Annotated in this window: 18 protein-coding genes; 12 read left to right on the forward strand and 6 right to left on the reverse strand. The window is 45.4% G+C overall.

Features of this window, described 5'->3' with window-relative positions:
• The first annotated feature begins 131 nt into the window (after positions 1 to 131).
• The 9 genes from AQUSIP_RS11265 (at position 132) to AQUSIP_RS11305 (ending at position 9,225) form a co-directional block, all read left to right on the forward strand.
• Positions 132 to 320 (forward strand): Os1348 family NHLP clan protein, encoded by a 189-nt coding sequence (locus tag AQUSIP_RS11265; RefSeq protein ID WP_114834309.1) that lies wholly within the window; start codon positions 132 to 134, stop codon positions 318 to 320.
• Between the two features lie 86 nt (positions 321 to 406).
• The gene (locus AQUSIP_RS11270; protein ID WP_114834308.1) at positions 407 to 1,591 is read left to right on the forward strand and encodes an acetyl-CoA C-acyltransferase; all 1,185 of its coding nucleotides are present in this window, start codon (positions 407 to 409) and stop codon (positions 1,589 to 1,591) included.
• Between the two features lie 20 nt (positions 1,592 to 1,611).
• Positions 1,612 to 3,249: an electron transfer flavoprotein-ubiquinone oxidoreductase gene (locus tag AQUSIP_RS11275; protein ID WP_114834307.1), complete on the forward strand. Its 1,638-nt coding sequence runs from the start codon at positions 1,612 to 1,614 to the stop codon at positions 3,247 to 3,249.
• 201 nt (positions 3,250 to 3,450) lie between these two features.
• Complete coding sequence (locus tag AQUSIP_RS11280) at positions 3,451 to 3,843, forward strand: hypothetical protein (RefSeq protein WP_114834306.1); 393 nt, start codon at positions 3,451 to 3,453, stop codon at positions 3,841 to 3,843.
• A gap of 79 nt (positions 3,844 to 3,922) precedes the next feature.
• Entirely contained in the window at positions 3,923 to 4,483 is a 561-nt protein-coding gene (locus AQUSIP_RS11285) for a biotin transporter BioY (protein WP_114834305.1), read from the forward strand.
• A gap of 3 nt (positions 4,484 to 4,486) precedes the next feature.
• A complete protein-coding gene (locus AQUSIP_RS11290) occupies positions 4,487 to 4,897 on the forward strand; it encodes a DUF1284 domain-containing protein (RefSeq protein ID WP_114834304.1) in 411 nt (136 codons plus the stop codon).
• Between the two features lie 81 nt (positions 4,898 to 4,978).
• Positions 4,979 to 6,358 (forward strand): aldehyde dehydrogenase, encoded by a 1,380-nt coding sequence (locus AQUSIP_RS11295; protein WP_114834303.1) that lies wholly within the window; start codon positions 4,979 to 4,981, stop codon positions 6,356 to 6,358.
• A gap of 74 nt (positions 6,359 to 6,432) precedes the next feature.
• Positions 6,433 to 7,806: an amino acid permease gene (locus AQUSIP_RS11300; protein ID WP_114834302.1), complete on the forward strand. Its 1,374-nt coding sequence runs from the start codon at positions 6,433 to 6,435 to the stop codon at positions 7,804 to 7,806.
• 96 nt (positions 7,807 to 7,902) lie between these two features.
• The gene (locus AQUSIP_RS11305) at positions 7,903 to 9,225 is read left to right on the forward strand and encodes a hypothetical protein (protein WP_114834301.1); all 1,323 of its coding nucleotides are present in this window, start codon (positions 7,903 to 7,905) and stop codon (positions 9,223 to 9,225) included.
• On the opposite strand, the gene AQUSIP_RS11310 is transcribed toward AQUSIP_RS11305, so the two are convergent.
• The 4 genes from AQUSIP_RS11310 to AQUSIP_RS11325 are packed head-to-tail and all read right to left on the reverse strand — an operon-like array spanning position 9,226 to position 13,704.
• On the reverse strand, positions 9,226 to 10,122 hold the full coding sequence (locus tag AQUSIP_RS11310; RefSeq protein ID WP_114834300.1) for a hydroxymethylglutaryl-CoA lyase: 897 nt from the start codon (positions 10,120 to 10,122) through the stop codon (positions 9,226 to 9,228).
• A gap of 3 nt (positions 10,123 to 10,125) precedes the next feature.
• Positions 10,126 to 10,902, reverse strand: a complete 777-nt coding sequence (locus AQUSIP_RS11315; protein ID WP_114834299.1) for an enoyl-CoA hydratase-related protein — start codon at positions 10,900 to 10,902, stop codon at positions 10,126 to 10,128.
• Positions 10,903 to 10,908: 6 nt separating this feature from the next.
• The gene (locus AQUSIP_RS11320; RefSeq protein ID WP_269473841.1) at positions 10,909 to 12,516 is read right to left on the reverse strand and encodes a carboxyl transferase domain-containing protein; all 1,608 of its coding nucleotides are present in this window, start codon (positions 12,514 to 12,516) and stop codon (positions 10,909 to 10,911) included.
• A gap of 30 nt (positions 12,517 to 12,546) precedes the next feature.
• Positions 12,547 to 13,704: an isovaleryl-CoA dehydrogenase gene (locus tag AQUSIP_RS11325; RefSeq protein ID WP_114834297.1), complete on the reverse strand. Its 1,158-nt coding sequence runs from the start codon at positions 13,702 to 13,704 to the stop codon at positions 12,547 to 12,549.
• 162 nt (positions 13,705 to 13,866) lie between these two features.
• On the opposite strand from AQUSIP_RS11325, the gene AQUSIP_RS11330 reads away from it, so the two are divergent.
• Together AQUSIP_RS11330 and AQUSIP_RS11335 are read left to right on the forward strand one after the other, a co-directional pair.
• Positions 13,867 to 15,147 carry a hypothetical protein gene (locus AQUSIP_RS11330; protein ID WP_114834296.1) on the forward strand — a complete coding sequence of 427 codons (1,281 nt, stop codon included), beginning with the start codon at positions 13,867 to 13,869 and terminating at the stop codon, positions 15,145 to 15,147.
• 70 nt (positions 15,148 to 15,217) lie between these two features.
• Complete coding sequence (locus AQUSIP_RS11335) at positions 15,218 to 16,411, forward strand: class I SAM-dependent rRNA methyltransferase (RefSeq protein WP_114834295.1); 1,194 nt, start codon at positions 15,218 to 15,220, stop codon at positions 16,409 to 16,411.
• A gap of 377 nt (positions 16,412 to 16,788) precedes the next feature.
• On the opposite strand, the gene AQUSIP_RS11340 is transcribed toward AQUSIP_RS11335, so the two are convergent.
• Both AQUSIP_RS11340 and AQUSIP_RS11345 read right to left on the reverse strand, forming a co-directional pair.
• Positions 16,789 to 17,511 (reverse strand): SDR family NAD(P)-dependent oxidoreductase, encoded by a 723-nt coding sequence (locus AQUSIP_RS11340; RefSeq protein WP_114834294.1) that lies wholly within the window; start codon positions 17,509 to 17,511, stop codon positions 16,789 to 16,791.
• A gap of 87 nt (positions 17,512 to 17,598) precedes the next feature.
• Entirely contained in the window at positions 17,599 to 18,990 is a 1,392-nt protein-coding gene (locus tag AQUSIP_RS11345; RefSeq protein ID WP_114834293.1) for a replication initiation protein, read from the reverse strand.
• A 251-nt stretch (positions 18,991 to 19,241) separates the two neighbouring features.
• On the opposite strand from AQUSIP_RS11345, the gene AQUSIP_RS11350 reads away from it, so the two are divergent.
• On the forward strand, positions 19,242 to 19,424 hold a 183-nt coding region (locus AQUSIP_RS11350), incomplete at its 3' end, for a ParA family protein (RefSeq protein ID WP_148326098.1).

Genomic DNA, 19,424 nt, shown 5'->3' on the forward strand with positions numbered 1-19,424 from the left:
AAGGAAATCTTAATTTACCAAATTATATCCACCACATAAAGGCTGTTTATTATTCATAAACACAATTAATGAATCAGATTTGATCTATTGTCTCTATGTTATAGTTAAATTAAATAAGACAGGATGACGCTATGACCACCAATCTGCAGGAAATTTACAACGAATGGCAAAATAATCCGCGTTTTCGCGAACAGTTTAAAAAAAATCCCGAGCAAGCACTCAAAGAAGCCGGCTTTGAAGTCAGCCCTGAAGATTTGAAAAAAATTAAAGGGATATTACATTTAAAAGATGAGGAATTTGACAAACGGATTAATAAATAAGAACAAGAAAAATAACCAAAACAGTGTTGAATTCATTACAATTCAGCTAGACTAAGCCTCTCCATTTGTTGTTAGGAAATAGCAGCATGCACAAGGATCCTATTGTTATTGTCAGTTTTGCCAGAACACCTATCGGTAATCTGTTAGGCGAGTTAAAAGATTTTGCGGGTCACCAATTAGGCAGCCATGCCATTAAAGCGGTGATTGAACGAAGCGGCCTTCGACCGGCTGATATTCACGAAGTCATCATGGGTTGTGTGCTTCCTGCCGGCCAAAGACAAGCGCCGGCAAGACAGGCAGCAATAAACGCAGGCATTCCCATTAGTACACCGTGCACGACAATTAATAAAGTTTGCGGTTCGGGAATGAAAGCCGTGATGTTTGCTCATGACGAATTGCTGGTTGGTTCAAACGATGTGATTATCGCAGGCGGCATGGAAAGCATGACCAATGCGCCTTATCTTTTGCTAAAAGCACGCCAGGGATACCGCCTAGGTCATGGTGAATTATATGACCATATGATGCTGGATGGCCTGGAAGATGCTTACGATAAAGGCCGGCCAATGGGATTTTTTGCGGAAAGCTGTGCAGAAAAATACGGTTTTACCCGAAAGCAGCAAGATGATTATGCGATCAGTTCATTCGAGCGCGCGCAGCGTGCCATCCGCGAAAATCAATTTGCCGCTGAAATTGTGCCGATCATTCATCATACCAAACAGGGTGAACAAGTGATTGACACAGATGAGCACCCATTTAGCGTAAACCCTGAAAAAATTCCAAAATTGTCGCCTGTTTTTATCAAAGAGGGAACCGTGACTGCTGGAAATGCGAGCTCTATCGCGGATGGCGCAGCAGCACTGGTATTGATGCGGCTGTCTGAAGCTGAAAAGCGCGGTATTAAGCCTATTGCACGCATTGTCGCCCACTGCTCCGGCGCCAAAGCGCCGAGTGAATTTACGACTGCTCCGGTAGATGTCACACGCAAATTGATGGAAAAAATTAACTGGACAGTGGAAGAGGTCGACCTGTTTGAAGTCAATGAAGCATTCGCCGTCGTTACACTTGCTATCATGCATGACTTGCATATTCCACGCGAAAAAATGAATATTCATGGCGGCGCCTGCGCACTCGGTCATCCTATAGGCGCAACGGGTGCACGTATTATTGTGACATTGCTTTCAGCCTTGCAGCAAAATACGCTCAAACGCGGTATCGCATCGCTCTGCATTGGCGGCGGTGAAGCAACCGCTATAGCAGTGGAGTTATATTAAAGTATCGTAGAGGTATGAGTATGACACGCGAGTCTATGGAATTTGATGTAGTCATTGTTGGCGCAGGTCCTTCAGGATTATCAGCTAGCATTCGCCTGGCCCAATTGGGCCAGCAGCATAATCATCCTTTAAACATTTGCATTATTGATAAAGGTGCAGAAGTAGGCGCACATATCCTCTCTGGCGCCGTGCTGGAACCACGCGCGCTCAATGAACTGATCCCGGACTGGCAAACAAAAAATCCGCCGTTACATACGCCAGTCACTCACGATCAATTTGTATTTTTAACTCAACGTAAATCCTGGACCCTGCCCACTCCGCCACAAATGCATAACCAAGGGAATTATATTATTAGCCTGGGACAGTTCTGCCGCTTTTTGGCAGAACAGGCAGAAAGTCTGGGCGTCAATATTTTTCCCGGGTTCGCTGCAACGGAAATTATTTATGAAGACAACCGTGTTTGCGGCATTGTGACTGGTGATAAGGGATTGGATCGAAAAGGCGAACCCAAGCCCCAGTATCAGCCAGGTATTGAATTACGCGCAAAGCAGGTCATTTTTGCGGAAGGCTGCCGCGGCTCGCTCACGCAAACTCTCTTTGTTCGTTATCAGCTGCGTGAAGGCGTGGATCCGCAAACTTATGGCTTGGGAATCAAAGAATTATGGGAAATCCCCAAAGAACAGCATCGTGCAGGACATGTTATGCATTCGATCGGTTGGCCGCTCGATAGTAAAACGTATGGTGGTTCATTCACCTATCATCTGGGTGAAAACCTGCTTGCCATCGGCTTTGTGACTGGCCTCGATTATGAAAACCCCTATCTCAATCCTTATGAAGAATTTCAACGTTTCAAAACGCACCCTTCTGTTTCTCCGCTCCTGGAAAAAGGCAAACGTATCGCCTATGGTGCGCGCTCGCTGGTAGAAGGCGGCATACAATCTGTTCCCAAGCTTACCTTTCCTGGCGGTTTGATTATTGGTGATGGGGCAGGATTTTTAAATGTGCCCAAAATCAAAGGTATTCATAATGCAATGAAATCAGGCATGATCGCAGCAGAGAGTTTGTTCCCACTGCTGCGCCATTCAACTGCAGCGGCGGAATGCACGGACTATCCCAAACAGCTCAAAGAAAGCTGGTTATGGCAGGAAGACTTGTATCCGGCACGCAATCTCCGGCCCGCGCTACGCTGGGGTCTGTGGCCTGGCTTAATTTATTCCGCCATTGATACTTATATTTTTCGCGGCCGCGCGCCCTGGACCCTGCATCATAAACAGCCTGATCACTTAACACTTAAAAAAGCGGATACATGCAAAAAACTAGATTACCCCAAGCATGACAATACAATCACTTTTGACTTATCCACGTCGGTTTACCTTGCCAATGTCTTCTACGATGAGAACCAGCCTTATCATTTAAAATTAAAAGACCGCCATGGCGTGCCGATTAATGTGAATCTCAAGGAATATGCTTCACCCGAAACACGCTATTGTCCCGCCGGTGTTTATGAAATCCTCTACAATGAAAAACAGGAGCCGCGTTTACAAATCAATGGCGGCAATTGCATTCATTGCAAAGCATGTGATATCAAAGACCCTACGCAAAATATCGTCTGGACACCATCCGAAGGCGGAAGCGGCCCACAATATGGGATGATGTAATTTCCTTACCAAACTGGTGCACGACAGCGAGTCTGCCATGACAACTGGATAACTATTCCGCTCTCTTGTACACATTTCAAGAACTTGCCCTTTCTTTATAAAAGCCACGAAATATGGTATTCTTTGGCCGCTTTGTGCAATAACGGTTTAGATAACGATTACAGGCTGGGTTCAAAGCCGGAAAAAACGAGGAGAGATACTATGCCATCTCTAAAAAAATCCGCATTATTAACTGCATTTGTTTTACTAGCGTATCAAAGCGCCTATGCCGCCCAGTTTTATAAACATATTCCTCATAATAGTGCTCTGACAGCCACACTGTCTGCCGGCGATAGATTGATTGTTGATTATGATATTTCGGAAAAAAATAGCATTAGCTGCACTTCTACCCAGCATTTATTCGTTATGGACTTTACCTACAAAGGGCATCAAAAGTCAGCGGCTTTGCCAGTAGTGCTGGAGAGCTCCCATGTGCCTGAAAAAGAACATGAAGCGTTAGCGGATGTTAGCGGTCAGTTCAGTGTATACATGGATAAAAATGCGGATAGCAAAAGCGAATATGACGTCAGCTGCCGCTACGTGGAACTCGGCTAGGTAGCTAAATACCTTTTACTTTTGGCTGCTGAATCATTATCATGTCCCGCATTCTTAAGCTTAACGGACGGGGAAAACCATGAATCATATACTTAGCCTGAATTCGCCGCTACAAAGCATTTTTTGGTCCAAGACAAATACGCTTCCAAAACAGATTTTACTCATTGTTGCGGGCGTAATGCTGCTAGCTCTGTCCGCACACATTAGCATTCCTTTACAGCCGGTCCCGCTTACTTTTCAAAGTGCCACCGTGGTATTCGTAGGCATGGCCTATGGTGCAAGGTTAGGGGCTTTTACACTAACCACCTATTTGATAGCGGGGTTAATTGGCTTACCTGTTTTCGCTGACACTGAAAGCCATCTTGTGTTTGGTCCCACAGCAGGCTACCTGATCGGGTTTTTACCCGCTGCAGCGCTGAGTGGCTATCTGGCACAAAAAGGCTGGGCTCGTACAATAATACGGAGTTTTATTGCCTCCTGTCTGGGTGCCTCCGTTATTTTTCTATGCGGTGTTACTGTGCTGTCCCAATTTGTTGGCTTACACCAGGCTATCGCTTTTGGACTCATGCCGTTTATTATTACTGAGCCCATGAAACTATTTACTACCAGCTTGATTGTTCCGAAGCTCTGGAAAAAATAACAGATGGAAATAACCTTCCGTCCCCATCATTTTTTGTGTGCGTTATGTTTTCAGGGGAAAGGTTATTCTCCTCTCTTTATTGCCAACTTTCAGACTATCATGGACAAATTGAATTCGCCGGGCGGTGACGCGACGGCGATTCAAGTCACCACCCATACGGATTCTATCTGTACTCCTTGCCCAAATCGCATTGGCCGACACTGCGCAACAGAAGAAAAAATCGCTGTACTTGATCACGCGCACACGGATGCGCTTCAGTTAAAAACTGAAACCATCCTGACTTGGGGCGAAGCCAAACAGCGCATAAAAGAAAAAATGACGCTGGAATCTTTTCACCAAATCTGTGCAACTTGTAGCTGGAAACAGTACGGTATTTGTGAAAGCGTATTAACTGCGTTTTTAAAAAATAAATAGTCAAACAGTTATTCAGTCACTCCTATTTTTACTTTATGATACCCCTTCGTTCTGCAGCATTACCGATAGGGAGATTGCTCGATGCAGCCAGGCCTTACATCCATCCTCGACCAGCAGCGCGATTTTTTTGCAACTGGCGCTACGCTGCCGCTCGCATTTCGCATAACTCAACTCAAGCAACTTAAATCACTATTAATGACGCATGAGGCAGAGATTGCGAATGCTTTAAAAAGAGATTTAAATAAAGCCCCGACGGAAGCCATCTTCAATGAAGTTCTGCTCGTCATTAAAGAAATTAATTTCGCACTGAAACAGTTGCATAAGTGGATGCGCCCCAAAAAAGTGCGCACGCCCTTTTTTTTATGGCCCGGTCGTTCTGAAATTCGGGCAGAACCTTACGGTTCCGTATTGATTATGGGCCCGTGGAATTACCCCTTTATGTTAATCATGTTACCGCTGATTGGCGCCATCAGTGCGGGAAATTGCGCGGTAGTCAAGCCTTCCGAGATGGCAACCTGTACGGAAAAGCTGATTGTACAATTGATCAAAGACTATTTTACCCCTGGTTTTATCGCTGCTGTGACTGGTGGGCCTGACGAGACCCAACAACTTTTGCGTGAAAAATTCGACTATATTTTTTTTACGGGCAGTGCAGCAGTCGGTAAAATAGTGATGGAAGCCGCTGCCCGACAATTAATTCCAGTCACATTGGAATTGGGTGGAAAGAGCCCCTGCATTGTCGATAAAACAGCGGATTTGGATTTTGCGGCACGCCGCATTATCTGGGCTAAAACAGTCAACGCCGGCCAGACATGTATTGCACCGGACTACCTGTATGTGCACCATTCCTGCAAACAGACATTAATTGAAAAACTGCAGCATGCCATTCAACAATTTTACAGTAACGACCCCAAAACAAGCACAAGTTACGGCCGGATTATCAATCAAAAACATTTCAGCCGACTCGCAAGGCTCATGCAAGCAGGCAAAACCCTTTCGGGTGGCGACAGACAAGAGGAAGCGCTTTATATCGCACCTACGCTCATTGATGAAATTACCTGGAATGATCCCATCATGCAGGAAGAAATTTTTGGTCCACTCCTGCCTATTTTAACTTATGACCATATTGATGAAGTGATTCGAAATATAAAATGCCAACACAAACCGCTGGCTTTATATCTCTTTACCCGCGACCGTGATAGCGAAAAGAAAATATTAGAGCAGCTCTCCTTTGGCGGCGGTTGTGTGAATGACTGCATGGTACAAATTGCCAATATCCACCTTCCATTTGGTGGCGTTGGTCAAAGCGGCATGGGGCATTATCATGGTCAATACTCTTTTGACCTTTTTTCACATCACAAAAGCATTTATAGAAAACGCTTGCCTTTCGATGCCCGGCTCGAATATCCGCCTTATACCAGTAAAAAGTTATGGTGGATTAGGCAATTACTCAAGCTGTGATACAATGACTAAATCATTTTGTGGCAAAGGCGAAATAGCCAGGGAGTTTTTCCTCCCTTCACTGAGGAAAACAAATGCTGCAGTCTTTATTGCGAAAAAAAACATTAACGGTTCCACACCAGGATTCTGAACTGGCCCGTTCATTAAGCGCATTTGACCTCGTATTAATGGGAATTGGCGCCATCATTGGTGCAGGTGTCTTTGTGCTAACAGGAATTGCAGCTGCAACAAAAGCGGGGCCTGCTGTTGTCATCTCCTACGCCATTGCTGGTCTTGCTTCCATGTTCGCCGCGCTTGCCTATGCTGAACTTGCATCAAGCATTGGTGGCACTGGAAGTGCATACAGTTATGCCTATACAGGCTTTGGCGAATTTTTTGCTTGGATCATAGGCTGGGATTTGCTGCTGGAATATACCATGGCTGTCTCTACTGTTTCTATTGGCTGGTCAGGCTATGTCAATAATCTGTTTGAAGCCTTCCATATTCATCTTCCACCTTCTTTAACCAAAAACCCTTTCGATGGGGGCGTTATTAATTTGCTGGCCATTTTAATCATTGCCGCACTCGCCTTCCTGTTAAGTCTAGGGGTTAAACATAGTGCGCGTTTCAATGCGGCTATTGTGTTCGTCAAACTCATCACCATCGCTGTTTTTATTGTGGTCGCGGCAACACACCTGGATACAACCCTATGGCATCCTTTTCTTCCTTTTGGCTGGTCAGGCGTCATGCAAGGCGCCGCATTAGTGTTTTTTGCTTATATTGGTTTTGATGCGCTTTCTACCGCAGTGGAAGAAAGCATTCGTCCGCAACGCAGCGTACCTATCGGTATTATCGTTTCCTTACTGATCTGCACGGTAATCTATATTCTGGTTTCAGCTTTACTCACCAGCATCGCTCCCTATACTACACTGAATGTACGTTCGCCGGTGGCGGATGCACTGCTTCGAATCAATGAACACATGGCAGCTGCTTTTATCGCAGCCGGCGCCATTGCGGGATTGACTACCGTCATGCTGGTCATGTACTACGGTTTAACCCGTATTTTTCTCGCCATGTCGCGCGATGGGCTTCTTCCTGCGCGAATGGGCATGATTCATCCGCGAACACGCACACCCGTTCGCATTATCCTGTTGACTGGTTTCATCATCGCACTTATTTCAGGCTTTTCACCCATCGACCGTGCAGCTGAATTAGTCAATATCGGCACGCTGGCTGCTTTCACCTTTGTTTGCATTGGTACCATCGTGATGCGTATCAGTCATCCCGATCTGGAACGTCCATTCAGGCTGCCTTTGAATCCCCTTATTCCTGTAATGGGAATTCTCTCCTGTTTTTATCTCATGCTTCATTTGCCCGCTGTCACATGGTGGCGTTTTTTCTTATGGATGCTGGCGGGCGTGGGTTTTTATTTTCTTTATAGTCAACGGCATAGCTTCCTTAAATCTTAGATCCGGATTTATAGTTGAATTTCTCAAAAAAAACTGATAATATTTTGCTCAAAATTATTAAAACTATTAAAAAAAACACAAAACGAGAGCAAAAAAATGGCTATCTGGTCTTCACTCAAGACAGCAGCGGCGACTGTCATTGTGAGTACCTTGAGAATAGTGTCCTCCGCTGGTTCATCCCTTTTTGGTGTCCTTAATCTATTTAAATACTTGGGTAAAGAGGACCATCCACAAGCCATCCCCATCTCTTATGTTGCTATTGGTGTAAACGCAACCACTACCCTTACCACGACTGTCCCTGCTATCTATCGCCAATTTCGAAACAAGAAAAAATTAAACCCTTCTGATAACGACAATAATGAGGACGAAAATACCGCAATAAAGACCAAAGAAGAAGAGCAACATCTTCCCTGTTGCGCTAAATGCTGTTGTATCGCCACTTGCCTCTGCGATGATGAATTGGGCTTTAAAGGCCGAAGCATTTATTTCACGATAAAAGTGTTAGGCATTCTCTCGGGCACATTTGCCTCGCTTAATTTTTATCTTGGTGCCGTTACAATGAGTGAATTCGCGCGCAAACGCATATATGGGGTAGAAGAACCCTTAGAGAAATGGGAGTCATGGGAAATCGGAGCTGCATTATCCTTCGCAGCCCTATGCGCATTATCCAATTATATTGCCTTTTGCTCCTATCGCCTTAAAAAAATTTCCGCCAATGGGAAAAAGTTTGCGACCATCGTAGATCACGGCGGCAGCCTTTGTGATAAAGAGGCGGTAAAAACATTCACGATTTCTTCTCTGAATATTATCAGCGCTCCCTTCTTCGGCTACTTTTCTACCAGCAAGGCATTACTCAAAATACCTTTTGTTCCGATCCCTGATACGGCTGCCAAGATGCTTGCGGCTGCCTCAGCAGGCACGCTACTTAACTCAACGCTTTTTTCTGATGTGCCGGCGCTTTACGATAGTTTTAAACATCCTAAAACACAAACTACCTTCGCTGAAAATCCCCGCTGGGAATCTTTCGCTCGTATAGGTATTTATTGTAATGGGGGTTTTGACTCTTTATTAAGTGTAGGTTGCAGCACATTTGTTAGCATTGTAAACACGTCTCATGATGTGTTTAAAGTGGATCCTTATAGTTACACTATCATGATTCCCGCAGTACTCTGTGCTGCCAGCAAAACCGCAAATAGCTTTTCATTTTCTGTGCGCCAAAGCTACATCGATACGCTAAAAGACTATCATGAAAGAAAAGGGCATATTGCCTATCAGGCTATTGACTCCCATGAAAAGAAAGATATTGAAGCAGGCACAAGTATTTATGGCCAACCCTCTCCCCTCTTATTTAGTCCAAAGCAGGAAGAAGAAGAATCAACGCATCACGATGCCAAAGTCAGCGTTATACATACGCACTAATTATTTCCTGAAAGCAAGATTCACTTTCGATTGCGGCTGACGATTCAACTGTTGCGAAATAAAACGCCCTACGCTAATCAGTTTTTTTAAATCCACGCCCGTTTCAATACCCATCCCATTCAACATGTAGACGACATCTTCTGTCGCCACATTTCCCGTTGCGCCTTTTGCATAAGGGCAGCCGCCCAATCCTGCCACCGAACAATCAATCACTGCAATGCCGTGTTCTAATGCGACATAAATATTGGCCAGTGCCTGACCGTAGGTATCATGAAAATGCACGGCAAGTTGCTGAGGTGGAACTTGTCTGCAAACTGTTTCCAGCAGTTGTGCCGTTTTAACCGGTGTGCCTATCCCAATCGTATCGCCAAGGGAAATCTCATCACACCCCATCGTTACCAGTTGCGTTGCGAGCGCAGCGACTTTTTCTGGTAGTATTTCGCCTTCGTAAGGACACCCCAGCACGCAGGAAAGATAGGCACGAACACGCAATTGACGGGTTTTAGCCACCTTCATCACTTCCGCAATACGTTCAAGACTTTCCGCTACAGAACAGTTTGTATTCTTTTGCGAGAATTGCTCAGAAGGTGTGGTAAATACAGCAATTTCTTTTACCCCACACGCGAGAGCATTTTCCAACCCTTTTGTGTTTGGCACCAGCACAGGATACCGTACACCGGGCTTTTGAGTGATGCCCTGAAATACTTCACGACCATCCGCTAACTGCGGAATCCATTTAGGCGAAACAAAACCGGTGACTTCGATGACGCGAAGTCCCGTATCCGCAAGTTGATTAATGAATTCAATTTTAATTGGCGTGGGAACAGTTTGTGTTTCATTTTGCAGCCCATCACGTGGACTGACTTCGACAAGTTCAACGCGTTTTGGCAAACCCATGCATTATCCCCATTGTGGCTCACGTTTCTCTATAAAAGCCCGTAATCCTTCCTGCGCTTCCGGAGATGCGCGCAGCTGCGCAAGGTGCTCGGCGGTTTTCTGTGCTAGCCCCTCAGTGATTTTTTCTTTTGCCACATAGCGGATCAATTGTTTAACTGCCGTAAGCGCTTTGGGACTGCCCTTCAGCATCGTTTTAGCCAATGCTATCCCAACGCTTTCAAGTGCCTTGTTTTCCGTTACTTGATGAATTAATCCCAACTGGTAAGCAACATCAGCTCCAAAACGTTCGCCGGTAAGAAAATAATAGTGGGCAGCACGCTCACCAAGAGCCGTTATCACGTAGGGACTGATCACAGAAGGTGCGATCCCGATCCTTACTTCAGCAAAACCAAAACTGGCGTCCTTCGCCGCAATAGCAATATCGCAAGCGGCTAGTAAGCCGAGTCCACCACCCACTGTCGCACCGTGCGCAAGCACAATAGTCGGTTTGGGAAAGGTATAGAGGCTATACATCAAATCCGCCAGAAATTGAGCGTCATCGTAATTCTCGTTATAGGAACCCGCAGCAATAGTTTGCATCCAGCCAATATCAGCGCCTGCGCAAAAATGATCACCCTGACCGCGAATCAGTAACACGCGGGCACGCTCGTCGGCAGCAATCGTAGTCAACGTCTGCAATAATGCCTGAACCATAGCACCGTTGATCGCATTGCGCTTTTCCGGGCGGTTTAATGTCACCATAGCAATGCCATCAATCAAAGAAAAATCGATTAGGTTCATATCATCTTACATCCTAAACAAACCAAAATGGGTCTCTTCGATGGGTGCCTTTAATGAAATCGACAAGCTCATGCCCACCACGTTACGTGTTTCTGCCGGATCAATCACACCATCGTCCCACAACCGCGCACTGGAATAATAAGCGGAGGACTGCTTGGCATATTGCTCGAGCAGCGGTGCTTTGAAAACTTTCTCATCATCTGTCGACCAGCTTTCACCATGGCGCTTTTTCTTTTCTCGTGTTACTTGCGCAAGCACACTTGCCGCCTGCTCGCCGCCCATCACTGCAATACGTGCATTAGGCCACATCCATAAAAACCGAGGCTCATAAGCCCGCCCACACATGGCATAATTTCCCGCACCATAACTGCCTCCGATGATAACTGTTATTTTCGGCACGCGAGCAGAAGCGACCGCTGTCACCAGCTTAGCACCATGTTTTGCGATGCCTTCTGATTCGAATTTGCTGCCCACCATAAAGCCGGTAATATTTTGTAAAAACAGCAAAGGAATGCGGCGCTGCGCACAGAGTTCAATAAAGTGAGCTGCTTTCAGCGCTGATTCAGAGAATAAAATACCATTATTAGCGATAATCCCCACCGGCATGCCCCAGATATGGGCGAAACCACAGATAATGGTTTTACCATAGAGTGCTTTAAATTCATCGAACTCGGAAGCATCCACAATGCGCGTAATGACTTCGCGAACGTCAAAGGGATAACGCGGATCCGAAGGAATAATGCCGTATAATTCTTCAGCGTCATACAACGGTTCCTTAACTTCGCGCAAGACGACGTTCGTCTTTTTTTGATAATTGAGATGTGAAACAATGCGGCGAGTCAACGCAATGGCGTGTTCATCATTTTGCGCGTAATAATCCGCTACGCCCGATATACGGCAATGTACATCCGCGCCACCCAGGTTTTCCGCCGTCACCACTTCACCCGTTGCCGCTTTAACAAGCGGCGGGCCGGCAAGAAAGATCGTGGCCTGTTCTCTCACCATGATGGATTCATCCGCCATCGCAGGAATATAAGCACCGCCAGCCGTGCATGAGCCCATGACAACCGCAATTTGTGGAATCCCTTTCGCGGACATCATTGCCTGATTATAAAAAATGCGGCCGAAATGCTGCTCATCTGGAAAAACTTCTTCCTGCTTGGGTAAATATGCACCGCCTGAATCAACCAGGTAAATACACGGCAGGCGATTCTGCTCGGCAATTTTCTGCGCCCGCAAATGCTTTTTAACGGTGATGGGGTAATAGGTACCACCTTTCACTGTCGCATCATTGGCCACAATCATGCAGTCGATGCCTTCAATGCACCCGATGCCGGTGATGATGCCGCCAGCAGGAATCTCATCATCATAGAGTTCAAAACCGGCAAGGGGAGATAATTCAAGAAAATTGGACCCGGGATCGACCAGCATTTCGATGCGGTCACGCGGCAATAATTTGCCATGCTGCTTATGGCGTTCACGCGCTTTTTCGCCGCCGCCTTCCTGCAGTTTGATCAACAGTTTTCGCAGATCCACTGCCATGGCCCGCATGGTGGCTGCGTTTTGCTGAAAACTTTTATCATCCATGTCGATTTGTGATTGAAATCCTGCCACGATCATTCCTTTTTATTTTTGTTGCTCCCTTTACTTCGTTTCTTCAAACAATTCTCTACCTATCAACATACGTCGTATTTCAGACGTGCCAGCTCCTATCTCATAAAGCTTGGCATCACGCCACAAACGGCCGGTGGAGAATTCATTAATATAGCCGTTTCCGCCCAGACATTGAATCGCCTGCCCCGCCATCCAGGTGCCTTTTTCTGCTGTGAACAAAATCACAGCAGCGGCATCCTTGCGCGTCACAACGCCACGGTCGCAGGCACTTGCCACGGCGTAGAGAAATGCCTGTGATGAGGATAGGGCCGTATACATATCCGCCATTTTGGCCTGCATTAACTCAAACTCGCCAATCGGTTTGCCAAACTGCTTACGCTCATGCAGATAAGGTAATACGACATCCATGCAAGCCCGCATAATGCCAACCGGCCCGGCAGCCAACACGACACGCTCATAATTGAGACCACGCATTAATACCTCAGCACCCTTGTTGACACTACCTAGTACATTTTCTTCTGGTACCGCGCAATCTTCAAAAGTTAGCTCGCTGGTATTAGATCCTCGCATGCCAAGCTTATCGAGTTTTTGCGCTGTACCAAAGCCGGGGAAATTTTTCTCAATGATGAAAGCCGTAATTCCGTGCGAACCCGCTTGTTTGTCTGTGCGCGCATAAACTACTAGCACATCCGCATCGGGGCCGTTCGTGATCCACATTTTGGTGCCGTTCAGGATATACCGGCTGCCACGCTTCTCTGCGCGCAATTGCAAACCCATCACATCCGAGCCTGCTTGGGATTCACTCATCGCAAGCGCGCCTACGTGTTCCCCACTGCAAAGCTTGGGCAGGTATTTAAGTTTCTGCTCATGCGTACCGTTTAATTGAATCTGATTGACACAGAGATTGGAATGCGCACCATAGCTCAAGCCAATGGCAGCAGAAGCATGACTGATTTCTTCCATCGCAACCACATGCTCCAGATAACCCAATCCGGAACCGCCATAGGTTTCAGGAACGGTTATGCCGAGGAGGCCCAGTTGACCTAATTTAGGCCAAAGGTGAACTGGAAATTTGTTTTCCCTATCAATCGCTGCCGCATATGGCGCAATTTCGCGCTCTGCAAATTCCCTGACAGATTCCCGGAGCATATCAATTGTTTCACCCAGCGCGAAATTCAAATAGCTCATGGCGCCTTCCCTCCTGGTGGCAAAAATGTATCAATGGTTCAGATTGTACCTAAAACAAATCATCATGAAAGAAAAATCTTAAGAATTTCTTAAGAAAACTCTATTAGTATGAGAGATTCATTTAATTAGGAACATTAAGTAATAATAACTAGGAGGCACTTTATGCAATCTTTCCATGAACCCCAATCCCTATCCCGAGAAATTTGCATCGCCTTCCTCGAAGAATATCTTATTCACCGCCAAACTAATTGGAATTCCCTTTCTCAAACCTTATTAAATCCGTTTACAAGTCACATTAAAGCAAGGCAAACCGCCTGTAACCATTTTATCGACCGAATCAGATCAGCAATAACATTAGAGGAAAAAGAAAAGATTATAATTGATCTCGGTGAAGAAGCGAGAAAAGCGCAAGGTGAAAAGATACAAACGCATTCCTCCGAATCGTATTTAGATTGGGCAAGGAATAAATTTTTGAGTATCTTCACGAAAGATAACTCGCTGTTTGCCAAAACCTGTCACGCAGTTAGGACAAAAATGATTGGAGATATCCTCTCATCAAAAGGGCATGATCTCTGTTTAATGACAGAAGACATCGAAACTGACAAGCAAAAACCAGAGAAAGGAAAAATATATATCAAACCGGGCAAAACCAGCTTCGTCTATTTTACTTTTGGTATGGAAAAGCCCCAAGAAATAACAAATGCGGAATTTAACAGTGAAGTTCCTTTGACTTTCGAAAAATTAATCGGTCTTAGAGGAAAAGTGTTGGAGACCATCGCTAAAAAAGGTCATATCCAACCAACAGAAAAAGATAGCTATCTCATAAAAATACACAAGCTCCGCCAAGAATTACGTGAAAAAGAAGCGCTTATCCGGGATAATTTTGATAAAAAACTGGATGCATCCAAAATTAAAGCAGAAAGGAATAATTTATTTAACCAGCTCCTCGATATGCAGGATTACGAAACGATCAAGGAAGCCAGCATATATGATACCTTTCCCTCTGCGCTTCCAAGCTTTGAATCAGCCGCTCAGAAGCTCCCGCCTAATGTCAAACCTAATCCCAATGTTCCTCTTGTCTACGATATTAATTATTGCGGCATCTTTATGGAAAATGAAATCAAAAACGAAAATGATCATACAAGAGAACATGACTTCAATAAAAAGTTAAAACAAGCCATTACAGAATCAAAAACGCATGCCGACATACCTGATATAATGAATAACAGCTATTTTGTGCCTCTCAACCTGGACCTCATCATCAAGGAATCAGATCAGACAGATGAAGTAGATAAAAGTGAGCAGAAACTCAAAGTAACGGGTACCGATTCAACCCTGTTCGCAAATGGTGAGAAAAAGAAAAAAGAAGATACGCATAAAAAAGATAAAGAAAAAGTACAGCAAAATATGCCACCCAGCCAGACAGTCACCAAAATCAACTAATAATTTGACGAAATCATCAAGCGGCGTTACTCTCTAACCCCTCATTATAACGAGTCACGCCGCTTTAAATATGACATCCTTACATTCTTTGCGCCTTAAAAAAGGCGAAGATCGCCGCATTCGTGCTGGGCATCCGTGGGTTTTCAGTAATGAAATTGACGTTACCGCCACACCCTTGAAGGCATTCATGCCCGGCGACATCGTCATCGTTGAAGCCCAGGACAAAACGCCTCTCGGCGTTGCTTATGTCAATCCACATTCACTGATTGCTGCGCGGTTATTTAGCCGTGATTCTGCGGCACGCCTCAACCTGGAATTTTTTCTCCAGCGAATAAATGAAGCACTGTCACTGCGCTCCCGTCTGTTTAAGCAGCCGTACTACCGCCTGATTTTCGGTGAAGCCGATGGCCTACCGGGTCTTGTGGTAGACCGTTTCGCCCAGAATCTTGTTGTGCAGATTAATACGGCAGGAATGGAACAGAAAGCCGAAATCGTTGCCGAAGCGCTTTGTGCGGCCCTGCCCGATACCCGTTCTATTCTTCTTCGCAATGATAGCGCCGTTCGCGAACAGGAAGGGCTTTCTCGTGAGGTTAAACCCCTTGTCGGCACGCCGCCTGATGAAGCCCAGCTGGAAGAAAATGAAACGCAATTCACCTTTCCCCTCTGGAAAGGCCAGAAAACCGGCTGGTTTTATGATCATCGGATGAACCGCCAGCGCCTGAAATCTTATGTCAACGACCTGAATGTGCTGGATGTTTTCAGTTACCTGGGTGGTTGGGGCGTACAAGCCGCTCGCTTTGGCGCAAAGCAGGTTGATTGTATCGAGTCTTCCCAGAGCGCCTGTGATTTCATCATGAAGAATGCCGAAATCAATCAGCTGAGCGCGCGTGTGAATGTGATTTGTGAGGATGCATTTGATGCGCTGAAAAAGCTGCGGGAGCAGCAACGCCAATATGATGTCATCGTGCTGGATCCGCCCGCCTTCGTAAAACGATTAAAAGACCGCAAGGAAGGTATCATTGCTTATCAGCGGCTAAATGAATTCGCTCTGAAGTTACTGGTGCAAGGCGGTGTGCTTATCTCCTGCTCATGCTCGATGCACGTCAGCATGGAGGATCTTATGCAAATCCTGCAACGTGCCGCCTTTCGTACACAAACCCCTCTCCAGATACTCGAACGTGGGCATCAGGGTCCGGATCATCCTATTCACCTTCACATTCCCGAAACGGATTACTTAAAGGCAATTTTTGCAAGAAAGATTTAGTTGTTTTGCCGCTAACTCCTTCCCTACGCTCAAAATGACGGAAAATTTATGCGACAATATCGGTTTAGTGACAGGTCATTTAATGCAACATTGGGGAGTTTATTGAGAGAAACACAGGGAAGATGCAAGCACCTTCCCTGGTTTAATTTGCTTACTTCTTCTTCTTTGTGCCGCCTTTTTTCTTCTTCGCTACCATGATGTTTCTCCCTGTAGGTTAAAAGATTTCAACGTACAATTTAATTATAACCACATTTCATATCCATTTGTGAATCACTAATTACAGATTCAATGGCAAATGCAGTATGCACTACTATCTCTATCACCGTGTCATGGGTCTTTCATGCAACGGCGGCACCAGCTATTCAAGCTTCGCCCAATTAAAATTTCTCTACGGATGGCCGCAAATCTAACTCGTGCGTCCAGGTGCTTGGGTCCTGGAGATGCAAATACCAGTATGTTTCTGCAATAGCATCCGGGTTTAGGAATGTGTTAAGGGGCCGATCAGGAAAGTGTTTAAGTACTGCCGGCGTCGCAATTTGGCCGTCAATAATCACATGTGCTACATGAATGCCTTTGGGACCAAATTCCCGCGCCATAGATTGCGCGAGTGCACGTTGTGAAAATTTTCCAACGGCAAAAGCAGCCAGTTTAGCACCGCCACGGAGAGAAGCCGTCGCACCGCTAAAAATAATGGTTCCTTTCTTTTGCTGAACCATATCGGGCAAAACTTGTTGTGACGTTAACAACCCGCCAAGGCACATTACTTTCCAGTTTTGAATAAAATCGTCAGGAGCAATATCGCCGATGCCATTCAGCTCAAACTTGCTGGCAGCATTATAAATCAGCACTTCGGGGTGACCGTATTTGCGGAGTGTGGTAAATACGGATTTAACATCTTCTTCCTGTGTCACGTCAGCAGGAAAAGCAATTGCCATACCACCGCTTTCCTTAATTTCATCAGCCAGCGTTTGTAATGGGGCTTGGTGTCGGGAAATCATGGCAACGATATAATTTTCCCTAGCAAATCGTTTTGCAATGGCTGCGCCCAATCCAGGTCCTGCGCCAATCAGTACAGCTAATAAGCCGCTTTCTTTGGTCATTGTTTTCTCTCCTTTTCTACTGGATTTATCTTGCGAGCAAAAATCAGCACTTGGCCGCGGCGGCAGGGTTGATGCGATCAAGGCTATTCACTCATTAAATCGCAAAAGAGGATGGTCAGGATCATATGATTTCAGCTTTTGCCAGGCTGTGATTTTATCATCGCCTTGTTGTGAGACAAATTCCTCAAGCGAAACAAATGACAGCATGTCCAGTTCCCGTAAGGCATAGCTTCTAAGAAGCGCTCTCATTTGCGGCGACTCAAGCACGTTCTCCTCCGTATACCGATTATGCTGCAATCGCAAAATCGTTCGCATGGTCGGTTCAGCGAAGCAATAAAACTGCTCCATGAATGCTTGCCTGTCTTTTGCTGGTAATAATTGAATGGCTTCATCAATCGCCTTTTCCCGGTAGGTGCGATAATCCAGTCTGATTATTTCAACCTGCCGTTTGAGTCCCTCTAGTTCCATCGTCTGCCAGGCATCTTCAAGATGAATCAATTGTGCTGACTTACTTTTGGTCGGCTGATAATTATGTTTGATCGCGCTTAAAAGATAGCCGGCCAGATTTTCTATTCGACCTTCCTGGAAAGGCTTGGATGATTCGATCATCGTAATTTTTTCCCATATAAACTGGCTGTCATATTCTGCCTGCAAGTGATCTGCTTGCTCTTCAGATAAACCAAACTCATTTAAGAGCTTGGTCCTCAGGGTATCATCCGCTATGGCCGCCGGTTTCGCGGACTTTCGCCCGCCTAGTCTTGTTTTTTTTGCGCGCTCTTTCAGTTTGAAGCGAACTTTAACGACTTTACGCCCTTCCCGCACAAACTCGGACGCAACGATCAAGTCTGAATAAGTATTCACTTCATCCACGGCCTTATCTAAGACCCTGCGCTTGAAATCACGAAATATGTCATATTTACCAGACGGCACACCCATCAGTTTTTTAAACAACTCCATATCAAACCATTTGGTATGCGGAAGACCGCGATAACGGATGCAATTCTCGTAAAGGGCAAGTCCATAGCTCGAGCGGAAACGGGATTGAATAACGAGATCAATCTTGCCGAACATGGAAGGTGAATGCAGCAGCTGCTTCATCCGTGGCGAATAGGCATAATAGCAGAGCGGCCCTTGCAGACTCACGCTCGCTAGAATAGAGCTCGCCGTCCAGTTTTCAGCCCCTGTTTCATCGTGGATGACATTCCACTCAATCACTGTCGATATCAGCCCTTTTAATGCTTCCTTGATCGCAGCATGATTATTTCCCTGGTAGCCAATGAGCCGGCACAGCTGCTTCACTGTAATTTCATGCTCCTCTTTGAGCATGAGCTCTTTATAAGCATGATATAGAAGCGCATTGGTAATTTTACGCTGCAGCAGACTTAAGGTATTTGAGCAGTGAATAGTTGCTGCATGTTTTTTTAATTCCTTTTTGCCTTCTTTTCTTTCGAGTCCCACATCCGTCACATTTCGTCCCATAACCGTCACATCCCTTACCAAGAACGTCACACTTTATCCCATAACTGTCACAATGTTTACCATAACTGTCACATTTTTCACGATAAAAATTTTTGTTATCAATTTGTTAGACGCTTCTAAACAAAAACTAAACCAAAGATAAACAAAAAACACAACAATGTAATGTTTAATTTTGTGTGTTTTCTTATTTATCGTAAAACTTAACTGATGATATATTAGGCTTTAACGTAATACAACGACAGGAGTCGCATATGGAAGTAATTGCTTTTGTTAATAATAAAGGCGGTGTTGGTAAAACCACCTGCAGTAAATTAATGGCTGAATATCTCAGCAAAACCCGGCAGCTTCGTACACTGTGTATTGATTTTGATCCGCAATGTAATTTTTCTCATCAATATCTACACATGGAAATTGATCCTGCCGCACCAGAAGGA

The organism is Aquicella lusitana (assembly GCF_902459475.1).
GTDB lineage: Bacteria > Pseudomonadota > Gammaproteobacteria > DSM-16500 > DSM-16500 > Aquicella > Aquicella lusitana.